Below are 21709 nucleotides of genomic sequence, written 5' to 3'. Positions count from 1 at the left end.
CTCAGTCGAACTTCGCGCGGGCGAAGACGTCCCAGAGCGTGCCCATGAACATGCCGCCGAAGCGCCTCAGCGCGTCCGCCTGCTTCAGCGGCGAGGACGTGCCCAGCACGGAGAACGTGGTGAGCTGCTGGAGGAAGTCCGGCAGGTGCAGGCGGATGATTCCGGTGGCGACGATGGGGCCGGTGCGCTCGTGCCCCTTGCGCAGCACCGTGTAGAGCGTGGACGTGTCGCTCCACACGTCGAAGCCCGCGTCGTCGTTGACCTCCTTGTAGCCATCCAGGAGGTACGGCTGGCCGTCCACGCCGGTGAAGGGCATGAGGTACAGCATGCGCCGCTCGTAGAAGCGCTCCGTGCCCACGAAGAGGTTGAAGACGCCGTTCTCCACCGGCGCGCCCCCGGGCGGCGTGAAGCCGCGCACGTGCAGCGTGCCCTGGACGATGCCGCCGTGGGACTCCTGCGCGAGGAAGCGGTCCAGGTTGGGCAGCGTGATGGTGACGACGAACTCCGCCGTCTGTCCCGCGCGCTGGCCCGCTCGCGCCGCGCCGGCGAAGTCCTCCGGCGACGGGTGGTTCGGCTGGAGGAAGCCCTTCATCCGCTCCGTGAAGCGCAGGCCCACCACCGGCGTGGGGGACGCCACCGTGCCGCCGGGTGGAATCACCACGTCGCCCAGCGGATCCGTCCCCGGCACCACCGGCGAGGCCACCGTCTCCACCTCCGGCATCATCCGCAGGCTGACGCGGGGCGGATACGCGGGCGCGGCCTTCACGGGCACGCGCTCCGGCGCCACCCAGTTCGGCGCGTCCTTCACCTGGCGGATGACCCGCTCCACGTTGCGCTCGGCCACCGCGGCGATGCTGGAGGACGGGTTGACGCCGACGCCCACCGGCAGCGCCGCGCCGTCCATGACGTACAGGCCGGGATGGCCGTGCACCTCGCCGTCGGGGGTGAGGACGCCGTACGCGGGCTCCTCCGCCATCGCGCAGCCGCCCAGGTTGTGCACGGACACCGGCAGGTGCAGCCGCTCCCACAGCGGGTTGTAGGCGGCGCGCGTGCCCAGCGCGCGGGCCACGTCCTCGCAGAGCTGCTCCTGCGTGCGGTACAGCGGCAGGTTCGCGGGCACGTCCCACTGCACCTGGAGCTCGCGGGTGAGGGGCGACAGCGTCAGCCGGCCGTTGGACTTGTCCCGGCCCATGGCCAGGAACACGGCCTGGAAGCGGCCGCGCTCGTTCTCGATGGCGGCCAGCTCCTTCGAGCGCGTGCGCAGCACCTTCACCAGCTCGCGCTGGAGCAGGTCCGCCGGGAGCGTCATGGCGCGGTCGGGGTCCATGGCCACCATCAGCCCCGCGGCCTGCACCGGGTGCCCGCCCTCCTGGAAGAGGAACCAGGTCTTGTCCTTGCCCTGGCCTTCATCCACCACCATGCCGGTGGTGATGGTGGGGCCCACCGCCGGGTCCCACGGCTCCTTCGTGTCGAAGGCGAAGGCGAGGAAGTCCCCGTTGGCCGAGTAGCGAGACCCCAGCCGCGCGCTCAGGTCCGGCAGCGTGCCGTGCACGTCGCGGTTGCGCAGCAGCAGCTCCGTGGTGTTCACCGCGCCCGCGCACAGGAAGACGCGGCGGGCGTCCACGGTGCGCTGCATGCCGGCGCTGGCGTGGTCGGTGAAGGTGACGCGGTAGCCCGGCGACAGGGGCTCGATGCGAGTGACCTCCGCCTGGGTGGTGACCTCCGCGCCCCGCTGCTCGGCGACGGCCAGGTAGTTGAGGTCCAGGGTGTTCTTCGCGCGGCGGTTGCAACCGATGTCGCACTCGCCGCAGTAGTTGCAGCCCTCCTGGAGCACGCCGAACTTGTTGGGCAGGGGCTCGCCCGCGGGGGCGAAGCGCACGGCGAGGTTCGGGTAGAAGAACTGCGCCTCGCGGCCCAGCTTCTTCGCCACCTCCTGCATCCGCTTCGTCTTGGGCGGCAGCCCGCGCGCGGCGGCGGTGATGGGCTGCACGTCCAGCATGTGCGCGACCAGGTCGTAGTACGGATCCAACGACTCCCGGCTGTAGCCCTCCGGCCACCCGGACGCGAACACGTCCGGAGGCGGGCGCAGGTGCACGTTGGCGTAGATGAGCGAGCCGCCGCCGTACCCCGCGGCCTGCACGACGCTCATCCCCTTGAGGAGCTTGATGTCGAAGAGCCCCTGGCGGTGCTGCCACAGCCAGCCGTTGCGAGGGTCCTCAAAGTCGCGAGGGAAGCTGCCCTTCGGGTAGCGCAGGCCGCGTTCGAGCACGCGCACGGACAAACCCGCCTGCGCGAGCCGACAGGCCGCCACCGCGCCGCCAAACCCCGTGCCGATGACCAGGGCGTCGTATGCCGGTGCCATGTTCCCCCTCGGGTGCGGTCCCTGGGGAGCAGGGATCCGGAAGGCGCGACCCGGGAACGTCCAGGAAAGGACGGACCTGATTCTACAACGGGTCCCCCCCGTTTCCTTGAGGCCGGCCCCCCTCCACGGATCAGCATTTTTCGCTCTAGAGAACAGGATTCCCTGATCAGCAAGGATAGGGTGGCGGCCGAGCGGCCTGACGGCTCGCCTGGACGCGCGACGTCATGGCCCTGGACCGGTACCATTGAGGGCCCCCATGAACGCCAACGATTGCCAGAAGCGGGGTCACCGGAGGTGGTGACGGACGAAGAGGTCCCAGCGACGCCATCGGTGGATCCGCTGGTGGGATCGAAGATTGGCGAGTTCGTCATCCGGGAGCGCGTGGGCGCGGGCGGGATGGGGGTCGTCTACCGGGCGGAGCACCCGCTGATTGGCAAGCACGCGGCCATCAAGGTGATGCGCGCGGAGCTGGTGTCGCCGGAGCAGGAGCAGCGGCTGCTGGTGGAGGCGCGGGCGGTGAACGCCATCCGGCATCCGGGCGTGCTGGACATCTTCAACTTCGGGACGCTGCCGGACTGCCGGCCGTACGTGGTGATGGAGCTGCTCCAGGGCCAGTCGCTCGCGGACCGGATGCGCGAGCAGGGCCGGATGGACGTGGGGACCACGGCGTGGGTGTTGGAGCAGGTCCTGGCCGCGCTGGCGGCCGCGCACCGGGCGGGGGTGGTGCACCGGGACCTGAAGCCCGCGAACGTGTTCCTGATGGAGCAGCCGGACGGGGCGCCGCTGATCAAGCTGGTGGACTTCGGCATCGCCAAGGTGATGCAGGAGCACGACGCGCTGGCGCGGGCGGACGGCTCCACGGTGGGGACGCCGGACTTCATGGCCCCGGAGCAGGTACGCGGAGGCGAGGTGGGCCCGGCCGCGGACCTGTACGCGCTGGGGGTGATGGCGTTCCACATGCTCACGGGCACCCGGCCGTTCCAGGGTGACAACGTGCAGGTGATGTTCGCGCACGTGGAGCAGATTCCTCCCCGGGTGTCGACGCGGGTGGAGGGGATCCCGCCGGAGCTCGATGAGCTGGTGGCGCGGCTGATGGAGAAGGAACCAGCGAAGCGGCCCGCGACCGCGACGGACGTGAGGATGAAGCTCCGGGCACTGGCGCGACCGCCCGTGAGCGCGGAGCCGGATGCGCCACCGCCGTCGAGCGTGGAGTCGCGGGCTGTGCCTGCGGCCACTGTGCCGGCGGGGCGCCGGAATGGCGTGTCCCTCGCGGTGACGGCGGTCGCTGGGGTGGCGCTAATGGGGGTGGGGTATTGGTGGGGCGCGCAGGCGCGGGAGGCGGAGCCGGTGCAAGTGATTGCGCCGTCGCGACCTTCTGAACAGGTGATGGTGGACGCGAGGCCCACACCTCCGGTGGAGCTGCCGCCAGTCATGGTGCCGCAGGAGCCCGCCGAGGCGCCGCCGGAGGTCGTTGAGGAAGAAGCGCAGGCGGAGACCGCGACAGCGACCCTGGCGAAGTCGACGAAGCTGCCACCGCTGCCTGCGGAGACTCCCTCCGAGAAGAAGATGGAGCAGCGGCAGGCAGGTCTGTTCAAGCTGCTGCTGGCGCGGGCGAAGGATGTGGATGCGGAGGGAGCGCTGCGCGGCAGGCTGCTCCAGCAGTACCGGGCTGCCGCGGATGCGAAGACGGACGCCGAGCGGACGCGCATCCATGTCGCGCTGGATGACATCGAGAAGGAGCTGACCCAGCGCATCGCGCTACACGACGCGCCCCCTGCGCCCGTCGTCGCCGTCGTCGCGCCACCCGTGGCGCCCCGGGTCCCGGCGCTCGTGATTCCCAAGCTCCCCACCCTGCCCCAGAGCAATGCCTCCGAGCAGAAGCTGGCCCAGCGCATGGACAAGCTGGTGGTGGAGCTGCGCACGCGCACGCAGAACCAGGACGTCGCACCGGAGCTCACAAAGCAATTGGTGGAAATCTTCACCGAGGCCGCGAAGGCCCAGACCGCCACCGAGCGCATGACCGTGCATCAGGCCCTGGATGCGTGGCAGGAGCGGCTGACGGCGCGCTTTCCGCGCTGACATCGGAAACTCCCGAAGTCAGACTCGACCCGAGTGGGTCATCTTGTCTGATCAGCGGATCCGTGGACCGCCTCGGCGGGGATGTTTGAAAGCCTTGGGAGCGCATGGCTATGGTTCGCGCGCCAGCGCCCCCATGAAAAACCCCTCTTCTCGAAGCGACGCCGGGCAAACCGTCCGGCCGCAGTCCCGGCCCAGCACAACCCCGGATCCCCTGCTGGGCACGCAGGTGGGCGATTTCGTCATTCAGCAGCGTATTGGCTCGGGCGGCATGGGCGTCGTGTACCGCGCGGTGCACCCACTGATTGGCAAACAGGCCGCCATCAAGGTCCTGCGGCTGGAGTTGGTCTCCGAGCAACTGGTGCAGCGCCTGCTCGTGGAGGCCCGCGCGGTCAATGCCGTCCGGCATCCGGGCATCATCGACATCTTCGGGTTCGGCAGCCTTCCGGATGAACGGCCCTACGTCATCATGGAGCTGCTCCAGGGAAGGCCGCTGTCGGACTTCGTCCGTGCGAAGCAGCCCATGGAGCTCGAAAGCGTCGTCTGGGTCATGGACCAGATGCTGGCCGCGCTGGGGGCGGCACACCGGGCAGGCGTCGTGCACCGGGACCTGAAGCCCGCGAATGTCTTCATCGCGGAGACACCGCAGACACCGGCCTCCGTGAAGCTGGTCGATTTCGGCATCGCGAAGCTCCTGGAGTCGCACGACACCCCGCTCACGGCCGACGGTTCCGTCATCGGAACACCGGAGTACATGGCACCGGAGCAGATCCGAAGTGGCGGCGACGTCAGCCCCGCGACGGACCTCTATGCAGTAGGCGTGATGATGTTCCAGATGCTCACCGGCGTACGTCCATTCCTGGGGGACTCGGTTCAGGTGATGTTCGCGCACGTAGAGGAGCGCTCTCCCGCGCCCTCTTCGCGCGTGCCCGGGCTCCCTCTGGAACTGGATTCGCTGGTCCTGCAGTTGCTGCAGAAGGATCCAACGCGGCGGCCTTCCTCCGCCGAAGCCGTGCGCGAGCGATTGAAGCGCATCCCTCTGCGCTCCGCGCCTCAGGCCCCGTCGCTTCCGAGGCCTGATGCCACGCCCATGACAACACCTTCCGCGGGAGACACCGTGACGCACACCACGACGCAGGATGGGCTCAATTCCATCCGCCTATCACCTGGCCTGCGCTGGGTGTTGGCGGGAGCAGTGCTGCTCCTGGGGGCCGGGGCCGCAGTCATCCAGTACCGAACGCCCGCTCCCGTGCCAGCGGTCACGTCCGAGCCCCCTTCCGCCCACGTCGCCACGGCACCCGCACGGACGGAGCCCGCGCAGCCCCAGCTTCAGCAGGACTCCCGCTCGGAAGCACAGACACCGCCACCAGCGTTGGCGCCCGCCCCGGAGCTCAAGCCGGAGCCCCCAGAGGAGCCGACGACGCTCGCCACGCTGCCAGAGTCCAGCCCGCCGCCCGTGCAAGCCCAGATGCTCCCCCCTCCTTCCATGAGCATCCAGGACAAGAAGGATGAGTTGCTCGGGCGAATCAAGACCCTCGTGGCGAAGATGCGGATCCGGAACGGCGGCAATGACCTTCCGGAGGACATCGTTGAAGAGCAGGTGATGCTCCTGAACAGCATTGCCACGGCGAAGGCCCGCAAGGACCTGGCCAAGATCAAGGAGGCGCTGAACGACTGGGAGCACCGCCTGGAGCAGCGTTTCCCTGCGCGCTGACCCGCTCATGTGGCGGGAGCAGCCCGGGACTTGAAATCCGAAGCGAACGGGAGACAAGCCCTGGCGGGTATGGATTAACATCCCCCCAGTCATTCACGACCCGCCATTGCGCCATCTCTTGCCGGTGGGTTGTTTGGAATCAGGGGAAATGCGCGGCTATGGTCCGCCCACTCGCAATCCCCTCATGAAAACCCACCGTCCTTCCAATCCCGACGGGACGACGCTCACCCTGCGGAAGACCGCATCGGCGGAGACGACGCCCCTCTCGGATCCGCTGCTCTCTTCGCAGATTGGTGACTTCACGGTCGACGAGCGGATTGGCGCAGGGGGGATGGGAGTCGTCTACCGGGCCACCCATTCCCTCATTGGGAAACAAGCCGCCATCAAGGTGTTGCGCGCGGAGCTCGTCTCACCTCGGCTGCATGAACGGCTGCTCGTGGAGGCCCGCGCGGTCAATGCCATCCGGCACCCGGGCATCATCGACATCTTCGGCTTCGGCAAGCTTCCGGATGAGCGCCCCTACGTCGTGATGGAGCTGTTGGAGGGTCGGCCGCTCTCCGAGCTGCTGTCGGACCAGCGTCGGCTGGATGTGCCCACCGTCCTCTGGATGTTGGATCAGATCCTCTCCGCGCTGGGGGCGGCGCACCGGGCGGGAGTGGTGCACCGGGACCTGAAGCCGGCGAACGTGTTCATCGTGGAGTCGCCGAACGCCGCCCCCACGCTCAAGCTGGTCGACTTTGGCATCGCCAAGCTGCTGGAGAACAGGGAGAGCCCGACGACCCTCGATGGCTCCGTGCTGGGCACGCCCGAGTTCATGGCCCCCGAGCAGATCCGCGGCGGCACGGTGGGCCCGGCGACGGACCTCTACGCGCTGGGGGTGATGGCGTTCCAGATGCTCACGGGCGTGCGGCCCTTCCAGGGCGATCCGGTCCAGGTGCTGTTCGCCCATGTCGATAAGGCCCCACCCCTGCCCTCCTCGCGCGCGGAGGGGATTCCCCCGGAACTCGACACACTGGTGCTCCAGTTGCTCGCGAAGGACCCGGCCCTGCGTCCCCCCTCCGCCGAGGCCGTGCAGCAGCAACTCCTGCGCGTGCCCGCGGAGTCGCGTCCCCAGGCCTTCGCGAGGCCCCCGGGCCTGAAGCCCAAGGCTTCCACGCAGCGCCCGGTCCCTGTGCCCAAGCCCGCCGTGGACAGTGTCGCCACCCGTACGCCTGTCGCGGTCGCGGATGCTGAAGACTTGGGGACGGAGACGCTCCAGGCCCTCCGTCCAGCGCGCCGGGGCTGGATGCTGGGAGGCGCGGCGTTGCTCGTGGGACTGGGGACTGGGGCGTGGTGGCTGAGCCGTCCGGTCGCGTCCGTCGAAAAGGCTCCCGTGCAGGTCACGTCCGAGCCCAATCCCGACGCGGGCGTTCCTACCGAACAGCCTCCCCACCCCCAAACGCCCCAACACGCTGGCAGCAGCGCCCCCTCCACACAGGAGACACCTGAGGAGAGAACCGAAGAGGTTTCGCCCGAACCTGAAGGCGTAACATCGCGGTCGCGCACCTCTAGTAAGGGGGGAAGCAGCAGGCGTGAGGAGCCCTCGCGGCGGAGTCCAGAAGCCCCACCCGATGAAGCTCCAGCGCCGCCTCCCGAGCGCCAAGCCAAGTCCACGATAACGGATGTCACGGAGGCGGAAGTTGCGCCCATCGTGGCAACGACCGCTTCACCCCAGACGGCGCCACCGACGACACCCTCCGTCGCATCAGCGAGCGCCGAGCCCCGTACCGCGATGCCCGAGCTGCCCAGGGACAACGAGCCCCAGAAGCGCCTGGCGGACCGGCTGACCAACCTGTTCAACAAGCTCCATGCCCCGAGTCCGAAAGGAAATCCCCCCAAGGAGCTTCTAAACGACCTGATGTGGATCATGCGCCAGGCCGCCAAGGCCAGCACCGGCACAGAAAGGACCGACGTCTCCGGGGGTGTCGACGAATGGGAAAAGCGCTTCAATCAGTGGCGGGGATTGCCCGCCGAAGCGCCGGGCGCCGTCGCACCAGCCCTGGTCGGGCCACCAAAGCCACAGCCTGTCCCTCCTTCGGAACCGCAGTCACGACCGCATCCCCTCGGCCCCCTGCCGGAACTGCGAAGAACGACACCCAATGAGGAGAAGCTTGCGAGCCGGGTGGAGCTGTTCACCCGTGAGTTCCTACGCCGGACGTCGGGCGATCGTAGCTCTTTGGATCTGGAATGGGACCTCCGGCACTTCTATGAGCGTGCCTCCCAGGAGCTGACCGCTACTGAGCGCATGGATCTCCAACGAGAAATGGACAAGTGGGTCGAGCAACTGAAGGTGCGATACCCCCTCTGATCATTGGTTCCCCCAAAGCGATGTCAGACACGACCCTGGGGTTCTCCCTATCGCAGGGGCCCCTCCGCATCGTGATCCGCTGGCCAGCGGATGTTTGAATGCGTTGGGAGCGCATGACTATGGTTCGCGCGCCAGCGCCCCCCATGAAAAGCTCTCGCTCCTCCCCAAGCGATGTCACGCAGGTCATGCGCCCCCCATCGCGGGTCAGCACGCCTCCGGATCCTCTGTTGGGGACGCAGTTGGGGGAGTTCGTCATCCAGGAGCGCATCGGCGCGGGCGGCATGGGCGTGGTGTACCGCGCCGTGCATCCGCTGATTGGCAAGCAGGTCGCCATCAAGGTCATGCGCATCGAGATGGTGTCGCAGCAGCAGGTGCAGCGCCTGCTGGTGGAGGCTCGCGCGGTCAACGCCGTCCGGCATCCGGGCATCATCGACATCTTCGGCTTTGGGACGCTCCCCGATGAGCGTCCCTACGTCATCATGGAGCTGCTCCAGGGACGGTCGCTCTCCGACTTCGTCCGCTCGAAGCGCCCCATGGACCTGGAGTCCGTCGTCTGGGTCATGGACCAGATGCTCTCCGCGCTCGGCGCCGCGCACCGTGCGGGCGTGGTGCACCGCGACCTGAAGCCTCCCAACGTCTTCATCGTCGAAACGCCATCGACTCCAGCCGCGGTGAAGCTGGTCGACTTCGGCATCGCGAAGTTGATGGAGTCGCGCGACAAGCCACTGACCGCGGATGACATGGTCATCGGCACGCCGGAGTTCATGGCGCCCGAGCAGATCCGCGGCGACACCGTGGGGCCGGCGACCGACCTCTACGCGGCGGGCGTGCTGATGTTCCAGTTGCTCACCGGCGTGCGCCCCTTCCAGGGCGAGTCCGTCCAGGTGATGTTCGCGCACCTGGAGCAGTCGCCGCCGCTGCCATCGTCACGCCTTCCGGGACTGCCACATGACGTGGACACGCTGGTGCTTCAGCTCCTCGCGAAGAGTCCCGCGTCACGGCCGGCTTCCGCAGAAGCGGTGCGTGAGCAATTGAAGCGCATTCCGCTGCGCGCGCCGCCTCGCGCGCCGTCTCTCACGAAGACCGAGGTCCCCCTCCCAGCGGCTGACAACAGCCATACGCCCAGCACGCAAGAGGCCCTCAAGGCCATCCGCCAACCGCCAGGCATTGGATGGGCGTTGCTCGGAGCGATGGTGTTGATGAGCGTGGGGGCCGGCGTCTTCCGGCTCCGCGCCGTGCCTCCTCCCGAGCCTCCTCGTCCTGAAACCGTGCTCGACGCGGGTCCAGTAGAGCCCACGCCCACTGAGCCCACGACTCCCGAGCCCACACCTCCTGAGCCCACGCCCACTGAGCCCACACCTCCCAAGCCCACACCGCCCAAGCCCAAGCTCTCCCAGGAGAAGAGGGAACTTCGTCAGCGCATCCAGAGGCTTCGCACAGAGTTGCACCGCAGGAGCGCGGGCAGTCCAGAGTCCACGGCGATGAAAAACTCACTGCATACGATCGAACAGTCCGCGAACTACGCACGCTCCGTGAAGGACTACGAGGGGGCCAATTCCGCACTGGACGACTGGGAAGACCGCCTCGAACAGCGCTTCCCGGCGCGCTGACGCCTATCGCACGACAGGAGCAACGCAGAGCACGATCCATGAAGTGAGCCAAGAAAGACTCCCCCGCCCGGTTCGTCACGCTGCTCAGAGTCCGTGCCCCTACCAGCCCAGGCCGATACCTTGATGAAATCCCAACCTCAGCCGAAACCCAAAGCAGCCAGGGCGGCTGCCCCACCCAGCTCCGCCGACGCGAAGGATACACTTCTGGGCATGCAACTCGGGGAGTACATCCTCCAGGAACGCATCGGAGCCGGAGGCATGGGGGTCGTCTACCGGGCGGCACATCCCCTCATCGGCAAACAGGTCGCCATCAAGATCCTGCGGGCAGAGCTCGTCTCTCCCGAACAGGAGCAACGACTGCTTGTAGAGGCCCGCTCCGTCAACGCCATCCAGCACTCGGGCATCATCGACATCTTTGGCTTTGGCAGCCTGCCCGACGGACGCCCCTACGTCATCATGGAGTTGCTGAAGGGCCAGCCCCTCTCGACCGTCCTGCGGCAGCAAGGCCGGCTTGATGTCGAGCGCGTGATTTGGCTCTTGGATCAAATGCTCGCGGCCCTGGGCGCGGCGCACAAGGCGGGCGTCGTCCACAGGGACCTGAAACCCGCCAATGTGTTCCTGGTAGAGACGCCAGACTCGGCGCCCTCACTCAAGCTGGTCGATTTCGGGATCGCCAAGTTGCTGGAGTCCCATGACGGCCCTACCACGGTGGACGGCTCCATCCTGGGAACGCCGGAGTACATGGCGCCCGAGCAGGTCCGAGGGCAAACCGTGGGGCCCGCGACGGACCTCTACGCCGTCGGCCTCATGGCGTTCCAGATGCTCACCGGGACACGCGTGTTCCAAGGCGAGCACTTCCAGGTGATGTTCGCGCACGTCGAACAACAGCCTCCACTTCCGTCATCCAGGGCTGCGGGCATCCCGCCAGAGTTCGACACGCTCGTGCTCCAACTCCTGGCGAAGGAGCCCGCGCTGAGGCCCTCCTCCGCGGAAGCCGTGCGTCAGCAACTGCGCCGCATTCCCCAGACGCCCCAGCCCGGGCCGACGCTTGAACAGCGAAAGCCCCGAGTGCTGCCCCAGCGGGAAGAAGCGGTCACATCCGTCGGGCCAGAATCCCTCCCCACTGCCTCGACCCAGGCATTGCCCACGCCCCGTCGCCGCGCGGCCACCGTTGGTGCGGTGCTGGTCGTGACGGCAGTCAGCGGGATGGCCTGGTGGATGACCCGGCGACACGACGTCGTCCTACCACCTGTGCCACTTACCAGGGCGGTCCCCATCCCCTCTGTGACGCGAGACGCGGACCCGGTTACGCCCATTACCACCGTTGCCACCACCACTTCGCCGGAGGGCACCGCGGCCCCGCCCCCCATCACGCCCCCGTCCCCTTCGAAAAACCCTCCTCAGGTGGAACGAAGTCACAAGCCAGTGTCCCGTCGGCCCATCTTGAAGACCGTCGAGTCTGCACCGGAAGTCCCGAAGACGGTGACGCCACAACCCGCACCCGCACCCGCACCCGCACCCGCACCCGCACCCGTGAAGAAGTCATTGGAGCAGCGGTTGGAAGCAATCGCGGCCCGGGTCCAGAATCCAAACGGAGATATCGGGTTGCCCAGGAACCTTCGCGAGGAATTGAGCCAGATTCAGCACTCCGTCAGTCCAAACATGACCGAGGGAGAGCGGAAGCTCCTCGGCGAAACATTGGACATCTGGGAGCGGCGACTTGCCCAACACCTGGCGTCCCAGCCTTCGACGCAGTGAGTTCTTGGACCAAATAGAACCGACACCCCTAACCCCGGTCCTCCTCGTCCGCCTCATCCAGCCCCTCCGGCGACTCCAACAACCGCCGGGCGCGCTCCATCATCTCCACCACGATCTGCCCGGCGGGCTGCACGGTGTCGATGCGCGCCATGCTCGCGCCTCCCGCGGGAAGACTCATCTCCTCCAGGTCTCCCTGCGTGTCCGGCGTGGGCAGGAACGAGCTGAACTTCGGCATCACGTACTGCACGTCCAGGACGCCCGGGAACAGCCGCGTCGTCCCGATGGCCTCCGACTCCGCCGTGGGCGGCACGCTCGACTCGCGCCCCGCCCACTCGCGCACCACGCGGTTGCGGATCACCCGCATGCGCTTGCCCGGCCACTCCGGCCCGAACAGCGTCGTCATCGCCGTGTCGCCCGCGTCCCCGTCCACCAGCCGCTGCTTGTAGAGCGGGTGCGCGTGCGCCTCCACGGACGCCACCAGCCGCGTGCCCACCCAGACTCCGTCCGCCCCGTGATGCAGCGCTCGCGCCGCGCTGAACCCGTCCGCGATGCCTCCCGCCGCCAGCACCGGCACCGTGTCCGTCAGCTTCCGGAGCTCCTTCAGCAACGCCAACGTCGGCGTGCTCCCCAGGTTGCGGCCGCCCGCCTGCCGCCCCTGGGCGACGAGCCCCTCCACCCCGGCGTCCAGCGCCTGCCTCGCCAGCTCCACCGTGCCTGACTGCACCCAGACCCGCGTCCCCGCGGCCTGCAGCGCTTGAATCCACTCGCGCGGCGGCAGCGTCCAGTGGAACACCACCACCGGCACCTTCGCCGCGATGCACGTGTCCACGTGGTCCCGCGTCGTGAAGCCGTGCGGCTCCAGCCGGTCCACGATGAAGTCCACGCCGTAGGGCCTCCGCGTGCCCGCCTGGATGGCCTTCAGCCGCGCCTCCAGCACGCCCGGCGGCTCCGGCGCCGCGCCCAACACCCCCAGGCCGCCCGCCTCCGACACCGCCACCACCAGCGGCGGCAGGGACACGAACGCCATGCCCGCTCCGACGAAGGGATAGTGGATGCCCAGCTCGCGCGTCAGCCGCGTCCTCAGCGTGTTGCCCTCCAACACGTAGATGGGCTTCGACCTCGGAGGGGCCTCCAGGCCCGCGCCATCGGACTCGCCGGCCTCCAGCGGCGCCTCGTCCTCGGAGGGAGCAGAGGGCTGGCCGGGTCGTCCGTCGTTCGCGCCGTTCATCGCGTCTCCCGAAAGGATGCTCACGTACCGAGCCTTCAAGATTAGCAGCGCGCCACGCTGATTCAGTCGCGGCCGGGCGGGGCCGTGCTCACTGGCCAGCAGAGCGGCCTCACTCGTCCGGGATGAGGCCGTCGGACCCCAGCCCCGCGTCCGTCAGCACCCTCCCCCGTCCCAGCCGCCGCGTCAGGGGCCGGTAGCGCTGCGCCACCAGCGTGCTCAACCGGAACGGCAGCTTCCGCTCCCGCTCCACCCGGCGGGCCTGCTCCACCAGCGCCTCGCGCGTCAGCCGCCGCGGCCCCTCCAACCCCACCAGGATGCGGTTGGTCGTGGTGGGCACCTCGAAGAGGGACAGGCCGTGGAAGCTCACCTGGTAGGTGCGCACCATCGCGTCGTAGTGCGGGTTCCCCGCGGACTCCCAGACGTTGCTCACCACCACCCCGCCCCGCGTCAGCCGCGCGCGCACCGCGCCCAGGAACTCGCGCGTGGCCAGGTGCCCCGGAATCTGATCCGCCCCGTACGCGTCCAGGATGATGATGTCATAGGGCGGCCCGTCCGCTTCGATGAAGGCCCGCCCGTCCGCCACGTGCGCGCGCAGGAGCGCGTCCTCCTGGAAGCCGCAGTACTCCTTCGCGGCGTCCACCACCGCCGCGTCCAGCTCCACCACGTCGATGTGCGTGTCCGGCAGCACCGCGCGCAGGAACATGGGGATGGAGCCGCCCCCCAACCCGATGGCGAGGATGTTCTCCGGCTGGGGCACGAACGCCAGCGCCACCATCACCATGCGGGTGTACGGCAGCTCCAGCCGCAGCGGCTCGCCGGGCCACACCACGCTCTGGCGCGCCCCCCCGTCGCCGAAGCGAAGCGAGCGGCGCCCTTCCGCGTCCTCGGTGACGATGACGGGCCCGGAGCCGTCATCGCGTTCGTCCTCCAACGCCAGGGCCCGGGCTCCCTACTTCGCGTCCGTCACCGGCAGGGGCCCGCTGTCCAGCACCCGCTGCGCCGTCACCGCCGGCCCGTACTGCGGCGTCTGGATGGGCGTGCCCTGCGAGTCCTTCCCCTGGCTCAACGGAATGGCCTCCGCGTCCGGCAGGTAGCCCACGCGCAGGGACAGCTCGCGCACGGTGGACAGCTCGCGCGTCTCCTCCGGGCCCGTGGGGTACGGCAGCGCGGTGCGCAGGGGCAGCGGCACCACCGCGCGGCGGCTCGCCGTGGCGCCCGGCTCCACGCGGGTGACCGCGGGCACCTCCGGCGCCTCCACCGCCAGGTCCTCCGGCACCGGCAGCAACATGCGCGACAGCACCACCTTGCCGCCGGACAGGTCCACGTAGGCCCGCTCGGGCGCCAGCGTGAGGTGGCCGCTGAAGCCCACGTCCCATAGGCCGTCCAGCAGCAGCACGGCCTTCCGGGTCCGGTTGTGCACCGCGTAGGTGACGGCGAGCGTGTCCGCCTCGCGCGCCACCGACTCCACCTTCAGCTCCACGTCCGCCTGGGCCACGCGCTGTCCTCCTGGCTCCGCTGCTGGGGGCGCGGGCCGCTCCGGCGCCCGCGCACAGCCCACGTTGATTGCCAGCGCCATGATGGCACCAGCGAGGCGGAACGTCCTCATCCCCCGCATCCTAGTAGCGCGGGCGGGTGGGCAGGTTCAGGTCGTCACGCAGGACGTTCTCTCCGGGACGGCCGCCCTGCACCACGTCCGGCGTGGACGGGTCCTGGTCCAGGTCGATGGGCAGGCCCACCGCGGAGGTCTCCAGGTTGCGCGTGCCGTTCTTGGAGCCCAGCGCCAGCGTGCCGTTGTTCATGTCCGAGGCGTGCACCAGCTCGTGGAACAGGCCCACCACCGGCGGGCGGTTCATCCACTCCTCGCTGCCCAGCGAGATGCGCGTGGTGTTGTAGTTCACCTGCGAGTCCGTGCCCTTGCCCGGCGTGCCGTCCGCGTTCATGAAGCCGTCGTTGAAGTTCGTGCCGCCCGCGCTGTTGCCGCTGGACGTCTCGCGGATGACCGTCTTCTTGCCGCTGGCGTCCAGCGTCCCCAGCAGCTCCTGGCCCGAAGGCAGCGAGCGCATGGCGTCCAGGTCCGACTGCACGCGCGCCTGGAACTCCGCGCTGCCCGTCACGGAGACGGAGGAGCCGCGCTGGTCCGCGTTCGTCATGTCGACGATCTCGCGCTCACCCTCGGCCGCGTCGCAGGTGGCCTCGTTGTCCTCCACGTAGAGCTTGTCCGTGCCCGTGCCGCCCCGGACCGTGTCCTTGCCCTCGCCGCCCGCCACCGCGTCGTTGCCCGCGCCGCCAGACAGCGTGTCGTCGCCGCGCCCGCCGATGACCTGGTCATCGCCCTCGCCGCCGAAGGCCCGGTCGTTGCCCGCGCCCGCGTCGATGTAGTCCCGGCCCTTGCCGCCCGACAGGGTGTCATTGCCGTCCAGGCCGTAGAGCACGTCGCGGCCCTCGCCGCCGTAGACGCGGTCGTCGCCCGCGCCGCCCTCCAGGTAGTCGTCGCCGTCCTGGCCCCTCAGCGTGTCGTTGCCCTCACCGCCGATGACGGTGTCGTTGCCCGCGCCGCCGATGAGCGTGTCGTTGCCCGCGCCGCCGGTGAGCTTGTCGTCGCCCTCACCGCCATCCAGGGTGATGTCCTGCGTGACGCTCTTGTCCACCGTGATGGAGTCGTTGCCCGCGCCGCCGTTGATGATGGCGCCCCGGGCCTGCTCCGCCGTCAGCGTCACCGTGTCGCTGCCGGACTTGATGGTCAGCCCGCCGTCCTTGTTCTGCGACACCGTCGCGGTGTTGTTGCCCGCGCCCAGGTCCACCACCGTGCGCCCGTCCGCGTTCGTGCTCACCTGCGGCGCGAGCGCCTTCGCCACGCCCTTGCCAATCTTGTCGAGGGCCGAACCGACGCTCGACGCGATGCCGCCCAGGAAGCCGCCGCCGTCCTTGTCCTTCTTCAGCGCCGTCTCCGTGGTGCGCACCTCCGACAACGGGGGGCGCGCCCCCGCGCGGGGCCCGGCGTCGAAGCCGTCCGACATCCGCTGCGTGACGGCGGCCTTCACCGCGTTGGGCTTCGCGGGCGTCGCGAGCGTCTTCGGCTGCGGGGTGCTGACAGGGGACGTCGTGCGCGAGCCGGGCTTGCCAATCGTGGTCATGTCGCTTCTCCCAGGTGACGGAGACACCTGGCCTGAGGGTCCCGGCGGCGGGTCGCCAGGGTCGGCCGAACGCCGACATTCCAGATTGTCGTGAACGTTTGCCGCCAGTTGCGTCGGCTGCCGGAAAACGACACGGCGCGGCACGGAAGCCCCTGGAATCGTTGTGTTTCTCAATTCCCAATTCCCGAGATGGTTTCCAGCTTTTCATGTATTACAGCTTCACCGCCTCCACCCCATTCGTCGGGGAACGGAGGACGGATGACGGGAGGGAGCACCGCATGAAGCTGAAGACGTTGCTGTCCGCCGGGGTGGCGCTGGCCGCCGCGGCGTGGGCCGGACCGGGAGTGGCGGCCACGGCGAACGGCCCCATCTGCGACACGGCGGCCTACGTGAACTCGACCACCTATTACAGTTGCACCGGGAGCAGCCACACGGCGCTGGACATCGGTAACGGCACCTGCGGCGAGTGGAACCACCGGGGCATGCTGGTGGGCAACTACTACTATTACTACTACGGCGGCTGCGCGGGGGCCTGCTACGGCTCCACCTGCAACGGCGGCGCGGGCAACTACTACGTGGTGTCCGGCGCGAGCGGCTGGGACTTCCGCCAACTGCACTTCTACGCCAACGTCAGCTCCGGCACGAAGACGTGCGACCGCTGCGCGCTGGGGCTCGTGGGCGGCACGGGCAACGCCACCGGCCCGCACGTTCACGCGGACAACCGGCAGTACGGCACGCGCAAGTCGGCCTGGTACACCAGCGTCGGCACCACGTGCGGCACCAACGCCTACTGCAACAACCGGCTGGGCGTCCCCACGCTGTAGCCCGTGTGGCTCCGGGCGGGGGCCACGTGTGCCCCGCCCGGCTGTTTCCGGCGCGCGTGCGCCCTTCCCTCCCTCACCGTGTGAGCCCCCTTCGACATGACCTCCCGTCCCCTCTTCAAGGTCGCGCTCGCCGGCCTCGTCCTCCTCGTCGCCCTGGGCGTCGTGTGGTGGCGGGGCTCGGCCGGGAGCAATGACGCCGGTCCTCCGCTGCCCGTCGCGGCGACGCCTTCCGTGCCCACGGCCGCCGCCGGGAACGCGGCCACCGCGACGACTCCGTCCGCCGCGCGCACCGGACCGCGCGAGGAGATCCCCATGCCCGGGTGCTGGGACGGGCTGGCCGCGCTGGACAGGTCCGCGACGCTGGAGTCGCTGCACGCCGCCGTGGCCGCCGCCATCCAGGCGCGCGACACCGCGCTGGTGGCCTACCTCCAGGAGCGCCTGACGGAGCTGGTGGGCAACGACCCGGATCGCGCGCTGCAACTGGTGGCGTGGGCGGTGAACGCCGCGCCGCCGGAGCCGGCCATCTACCTGGAGGCCCTCAAGGCCGCGCCCGCCGTGCGCCACCCGCGCGTCACGGAGAAGCTGATGTCCGTGGCCGAGGACAAGTCGCTGGCCACGACGGACCGCGCCTCCGCGCTGGACGCGCTGGAGACGCAGCACCGCTTCACGCCGGAGACGCGCGGCCGGCTCAAGGCCATCGCGCTGGATGACTCCGCGGACTCGGCCGCGTGGGTGGCCACACGCACGCTGGGCCGGGTGATGAAGGAGGACTACGAGCGCACCGGCACGTATGCGCCGTACTGGAAGGACCTGCTGGACATCGGCACCACGTCGGAGGACACGGCGGTGCGGCTGCTCGCGCTGGAGATGCCGTCGTACTCCGACCCGCTGCTCGACCCGGACTCCATCGACGCGCTCTCCAAGGTGATGCGCACCGACAAGGAGCGCGACGTGCGCGAGATGGCCGCCTTCCGGCTCGCCGTCACGGAGGACCCGCAGAAGGCCCTGGCCGCGTACCGCGCCGCCTTCGACGGTGAGCAGGACCTGTGCGTGCGATGGGCCTTCCTGCGCTTCGCGGTGCGCGCGGCCGGCGCGGACGCCCTGCCCCTGGTGGAGGAGTTCGCGCGCAAGGACCCGCGCCTGCGGCAGGACTATCTGGACTTCAAGGCGCTGTACGCCAGCGGCACCACGGACTTCGCGCGCATCTGGCTGGGCAAGAAGGAGCACCACGACTGCGTGGTCGAGGAAGGAGCGCCGCACTGATGGGCTCGCGAACGAAGAAGGCCGGGGTGCTCTGGCTGGCGCTGTTGCCCGGCCTGGCCCTGGCGCAGGGCGCGCCCGTCGCCGTCCCCACCCGGACGGCCTGCACGGTGGAGGGCATGCTGGACGAGGTGCGCGTGGCCATGCGGACGGGCTCGCCCGCGTACCGCAAGTACGCGCGGCTGCGCTTGAAGGAGGCCGCCATCGCCCTGCCGCCAGAGGCCCTGGGCCGGGTGGTGAGCCAGGAGCGCGACCCCGCCGTGCTGGAGGCCGTGGGCGCGGCGCTGGCCACCAAGGCGAGCAACGCCCAGAAGCCGGAGCTGCTCCAGCCGCTGCTCTCCCGCGCGAGCCAGGACGCGGACCCCGGCCTGCGCGCCGCCGCCGTGCGTGCGCTCCAGGGCTCCCCGTCCGTGGAGTTCATGGCGAAGAACGGCGACGTGGTGAACTACGAGCAGCTCGTGCGCGACAGCGCGCCGGAGGTGCGTCAGGCGGTGGTGGAGAACCTGGTGACGGAGAGCGCCGGCATCTACTTCGGCCACAACCCGGAGCTGGCGGAGGCGGCGGTGAAGGTCGCCACGGCCACGGACGACCCCGCGCTGGCAAAGCGCCTGCTGGGCGAGGTCTCCATGGAGGCCGCGAGCCCGGAGGTGGTGCGCAAGCTCACCCAGCAACTGCGTTCGGAGGACGCGGGCCTGCGCGCGGCGGCGGCGAAGGCGCTGGGCGGTGTGCCGGGCTCCGAGTCCGCGGGCGCGCGCCGCTCGCTCACGTCGCTGTACCGGAGCGACAGCGACCTGGCGGTGCGCAAGTCCGCGCTGGAGGGCCTGGCGCGGCTGGGCCAGTCCGGCGCCCGGCCGCTGCTGGAGTCCCTGCGCGGCGTGGACAAGCGCCTGGATCCGGAGATCGACGCGTGGCTGTCCGCGCTCCAGAAGAACCTCCAGGAGTGGCACCTCATCCAGCGGGAGAAGCAGCGCCTGTCGCCCTGAGTGCGTCCCTCCCGGCGCGGTTGTTCCATGGCGGGCATCCCTCGTGCCCGGCCCCTGCTGAAAAGGTGGCCGGGCGGCGGGGAGTGCGACAGGTTGAGGGGGCCATGTCCGACAGCGGTTTCGGCTCGTCCACCCTCGCCCTGGCGCTCGTTGGCAGCGCCGTCACCGTCCTGTCCACCAGCCTGGGCGCCGTGCCCGCCCTGGCCATGGGCGGCATCTCCCAGCGCACCAAGGACGTGCTGATGGGCTTCAGCGCGGGCGTGATGCTCGCGGCCACGGCCTTCTCGCTCGTCGTCCCCGCCATCCACCTGGCGGAGGAGCGCTCCACGTCGCGCTTCGTGCCCGCGCTGGTGGTGGGCGGCAGCATGCTGGTGGGCGGCCTGTTCCTGCACCTGTGCAACCGCTTCATCCCCCACGAGCACTTCATCAAGGGGCAGGAGGGCAACGCGGAGGCGGTGAACCTGAAGCGCATCTGGCTGTTCGTGCTGGCCATCGCGCTGCACAACTTCCCGGAGGGCCTGGCGGTGGGCACCGGCGTGGGCAGCCGCTCCATGACCATCGCCGTGCCCATCCTCGTGGGCATCGGGCTGCAGGACATCCCGGAGGGCTTCGTCGTCGCGCTGGCGCTGATGGGCGTGGCGTACAGCCGCAAGCAGGCGGTGCTGGTGGCGCTCTACACGGGGCTGGTGGAGGGCGTGGCCGCGCTGGTGGGCTTCTTCGCCACGTCGTTCGCGTCGGGCGTGCTGCCGTGGGCGCTCGCGTTCGCGGGCGGCTCCATGCTGTACGTCGTCAGCGACGAGATGATCCCCGAAAGCCACCGCCAGGAGTACGCGAAGGAGGCCACCGCAGGGCTGATGGTGGGCTTCGTGCTGATGATGTTCCTGGACGTGACGCTGAGCTGATGCTTTGCGTGCGCGCGAGCCGCGTCTGTGTCCTGGAGGACACCCGGCTGCCGCAGCCCCGGGTGGCCCGGACGTGGTAGTTTCAGCCGCATGTCTGTGTCGGATCGAACCCGCGTCGACGGGGCCCCCGGGGAGTCGAAGGACAAGGGCGCGCGCCCGGACGAAGAGGCGCAGGAGGCCGCGCTCCACGTGACGCTGCCGTATGAGCAGGCCCGCCGGCCGGGGGACCTGCCCACGGTGCGCCGCTTCCGCCTGTCCGTGGTGGAGGGCCCGGGCGCGGGCACGGTGTGGGAGTCCACGGCGGACACATGCTCGGTGGGCTCGCATCCGCTCAACGACTTCGCGGTGGAGGACTCCACCGTGTCGCGCTTCCACTGCGAGGTGCGCATCGGCCCCAAGGGCCCGCAGGTGAAGGACCTGGACAGCCTCAACGGCGTCATCGTGGACGGCGTGCAGGTGGTGGAGGGCATCCTGCGCAGCGGCAGCCTGCTGCGGCTGGGCCGCGTGGTGCTGAGGTTCGATTTCAGCGCGGAGAGCAACCGGCTGCCCCTGTCGGAGCTGACGCGCTTCGGCACGCTGGTGGGCACGTCCGTGGCCATGCGCGGCTGCTTCGCGATGATGGAGCGGGCCTCCGCACGCGACGTCACGGTGCTGCTGGAGGGCGAGACGGGCACGGGCAAGAGCCAGGCGGCGCTCGCCATCCACCAGGCCAGCCGGCGCAAGGACGCGGCCTTCCTGGTGGTGGACTGCGGCGCCATCCCCGCGCACATCCTGGAGAGCGAGCTGTTCGGCCATGAGAAGGGCTCCTTCACCGGCGCGGTGAGCCGGCGCGCGGGCGTCTTCGAGGAGGCCGACGGCGGCACCGTCTTCCTGGACGAGATTGGCGAACTGCCCCCGGAGCTGCAGCCCAAGCTGCTGCGCGTGCTGGAGAACCGGGAGATCCGCCGGGTGGGCAGCAACACCTACCAGCCGGTGGACGTGCGGCTCATCGCGGCCACGCACCGCGACCTGCGCGCGGAGGTGAACGCGGGCCGCTTCCGCTCGGACCTCTTCTTCCGGCTCGCGGTGCTGAGGATCGCCATGCCCTCCTTGCGCCAGCGGCCGGAGGACCTGCCCATGCTGGTGTCGGGCATCCTGGCGTCGCTGGGCGCGGATCCGGAGCGCACGGGCGCGCTGCGCACGCCGGAGTTCCTGTCGCGCCTGAGGCACGCCGCGTGGCCGGGCAACGTGCGCGAGCTGCGCAACCACCTGGAGCGCTGCCTGGTGTTCGAGGACGCGCTGCCGCTGGCGGAGGAGGACTCGCGCCCGGAGGGCAGCCCGCTGGAGCTGGACCTGTCGCGGCCATACGCGGAGCAGCGCCGGCGCGTGGTGGACGACTTCGAGCGGCGATATCTGCGGGCGCTCCTGGAGAAGCACCAGGGCAAGGTGGCCCAGGCCGCCGTCACCGCCGGCATGGACCGCGTGCACTTCTACCGGCTGTTGCGCAGGCACGGCATCAAGCCGTAGGCGGC

15 protein-coding genes are annotated in these 21709 nt (G+C 69.7%); 10 read left to right on the top strand and 5 right to left on the bottom strand.

All coding sequences use genetic code 11. The features are described 5' to 3' along the window. Window position 1: 1 nt before the first annotated feature. A complete protein-coding gene (locus K8612_RS20180; RefSeq protein WP_223763480.1) occupies window positions 2–2362 on the bottom strand; it encodes a GMC oxidoreductase in 2361 nt (786 codons plus the stop codon). A gap of 270 nt (window positions 2363–2632) precedes the next feature. Here K8612_RS20180 and K8612_RS20175 point away from each other — a divergent pair, with 270 nt between their 5' ends. The 5 genes from K8612_RS20175 (at window position 2633) to K8612_RS20155 (ending at window position 11867) form a co-directional block, all read left to right on the top strand. After that, window positions 2633–4441, top strand: coding sequence for a serine/threonine-protein kinase (locus K8612_RS20175; RefSeq protein WP_223763479.1), 1809 nt, complete (start codon window positions 2633–2635; stop codon window positions 4439–4441). Between the two features lie 43 nt (window positions 4442–4484). Further along, window positions 4485–6152 carry a serine/threonine-protein kinase gene (locus K8612_RS20170; protein ID WP_223763478.1) on the top strand — a complete coding sequence of 556 codons (1668 nt, stop codon included), beginning with the start codon at window positions 4485–4487 and terminating at the stop codon, window positions 6150–6152. Window positions 6153–6300: 148 nt separating this feature from the next. Beyond that, entirely contained in the window at window positions 6301–8499 is a 2199-nt protein-coding gene (locus K8612_RS20165) for a serine/threonine-protein kinase (RefSeq protein WP_223763477.1), read from the top strand. Between the two features lie 185 nt (window positions 8500–8684). Further along, window positions 8685–10109 carry a serine/threonine-protein kinase gene (locus tag K8612_RS20160; RefSeq protein WP_223763476.1) on the top strand — a complete coding sequence of 475 codons (1425 nt, stop codon included), beginning with the start codon at window positions 8685–8687 and terminating at the stop codon, window positions 10107–10109. Window positions 10110–10319: 210 nt separating this feature from the next. Beyond that, the gene (locus tag K8612_RS20155) at window positions 10320–11867 is read left to right on the top strand and encodes a serine/threonine-protein kinase (protein ID WP_223763475.1); all 1548 of its coding nucleotides are present in this window, start codon (window positions 10320–10322) and stop codon (window positions 11865–11867) included. 28 nt (window positions 11868–11895) lie between these two features. On the opposite strand, the gene K8612_RS20150 is transcribed toward K8612_RS20155, so the two are convergent. The 4 genes from K8612_RS20150 to K8612_RS20135 all read right to left on the bottom strand — a co-directional run bounded on the left by K8612_RS20150 (window position 11896) and on the right by K8612_RS20135 (window position 16229). Next, window positions 11896–13119, bottom strand: a complete 1224-nt coding sequence (locus K8612_RS20150) for a nitronate monooxygenase (RefSeq protein WP_223763474.1) — start codon at window positions 13117–13119, stop codon at window positions 11896–11898. 85 nt (window positions 13120–13204) lie between these two features. Continuing rightward, a complete protein-coding gene (locus tag K8612_RS20145; RefSeq protein WP_223763473.1) occupies window positions 13205–14026 on the bottom strand; it encodes a spermidine synthase in 822 nt (273 codons plus the stop codon). An 18-nt stretch (window positions 14027–14044) separates the two neighbouring features. Further along, window positions 14045–14701 (bottom strand): hypothetical protein, encoded by a 657-nt coding sequence (locus K8612_RS20140; RefSeq protein WP_223763472.1) that lies wholly within the window; start codon window positions 14699–14701, stop codon window positions 14045–14047. Between the two features lie 10 nt (window positions 14702–14711). After that, window positions 14712–16229, bottom strand: a complete 1518-nt coding sequence (locus K8612_RS20135; protein WP_223763471.1) for a M91 family zinc metallopeptidase — start codon at window positions 16227–16229, stop codon at window positions 14712–14714. 278 nt (window positions 16230–16507) lie between these two features. Here K8612_RS20135 and K8612_RS20130 point away from each other — a divergent pair, with 278 nt between their 5' ends. From K8612_RS20130 to K8612_RS20110, 5 genes are all read left to right on the top strand, one after another. Next, window positions 16508–17053: a M23 family metallopeptidase gene (locus tag K8612_RS20130; RefSeq protein ID WP_223763470.1), complete on the top strand. Its 546-nt coding sequence runs from the start codon at window positions 16508–16510 to the stop codon at window positions 17051–17053. A gap of 96 nt (window positions 17054–17149) precedes the next feature. Next, a complete protein-coding gene (locus tag K8612_RS20125; protein ID WP_223763469.1) occupies window positions 17150–18316 on the top strand; it encodes a HEAT repeat domain-containing protein in 1167 nt (388 codons plus the stop codon). Next, entirely contained in the window at window positions 18316–19296 is a 981-nt protein-coding gene (locus K8612_RS20120; RefSeq protein ID WP_223763468.1) for a HEAT repeat domain-containing protein, read from the top strand. The genes K8612_RS20125 and K8612_RS20120 overlap by 1 nt, the downstream gene beginning before the upstream one ends. Before the next feature lie 104 nt (window positions 19297–19400). Continuing rightward, complete coding sequence (locus tag K8612_RS20115; protein WP_223741693.1) at window positions 19401–20198, top strand: ZIP family metal transporter; 798 nt, start codon at window positions 19401–19403, stop codon at window positions 20196–20198. A 90-nt stretch (window positions 20199–20288) separates the two neighbouring features. Beyond that, on the top strand, window positions 20289–21704 hold the full coding sequence (locus tag K8612_RS20110) for a sigma 54-interacting transcriptional regulator (protein WP_223741692.1): 1416 nt from the start codon (window positions 20289–20291) through the stop codon (window positions 21702–21704). Window positions 21705–21709 lie beyond the last annotated feature (5 nt).

This window comes from Corallococcus sp. AS-1-6, from assembly GCF_020037015.1.
GTDB lineage: Bacteria > Myxococcota > Myxococcia > Myxococcales > Myxococcaceae > Corallococcus.
This window is presented reverse-complemented; position numbering and strand designations above follow the sequence as displayed.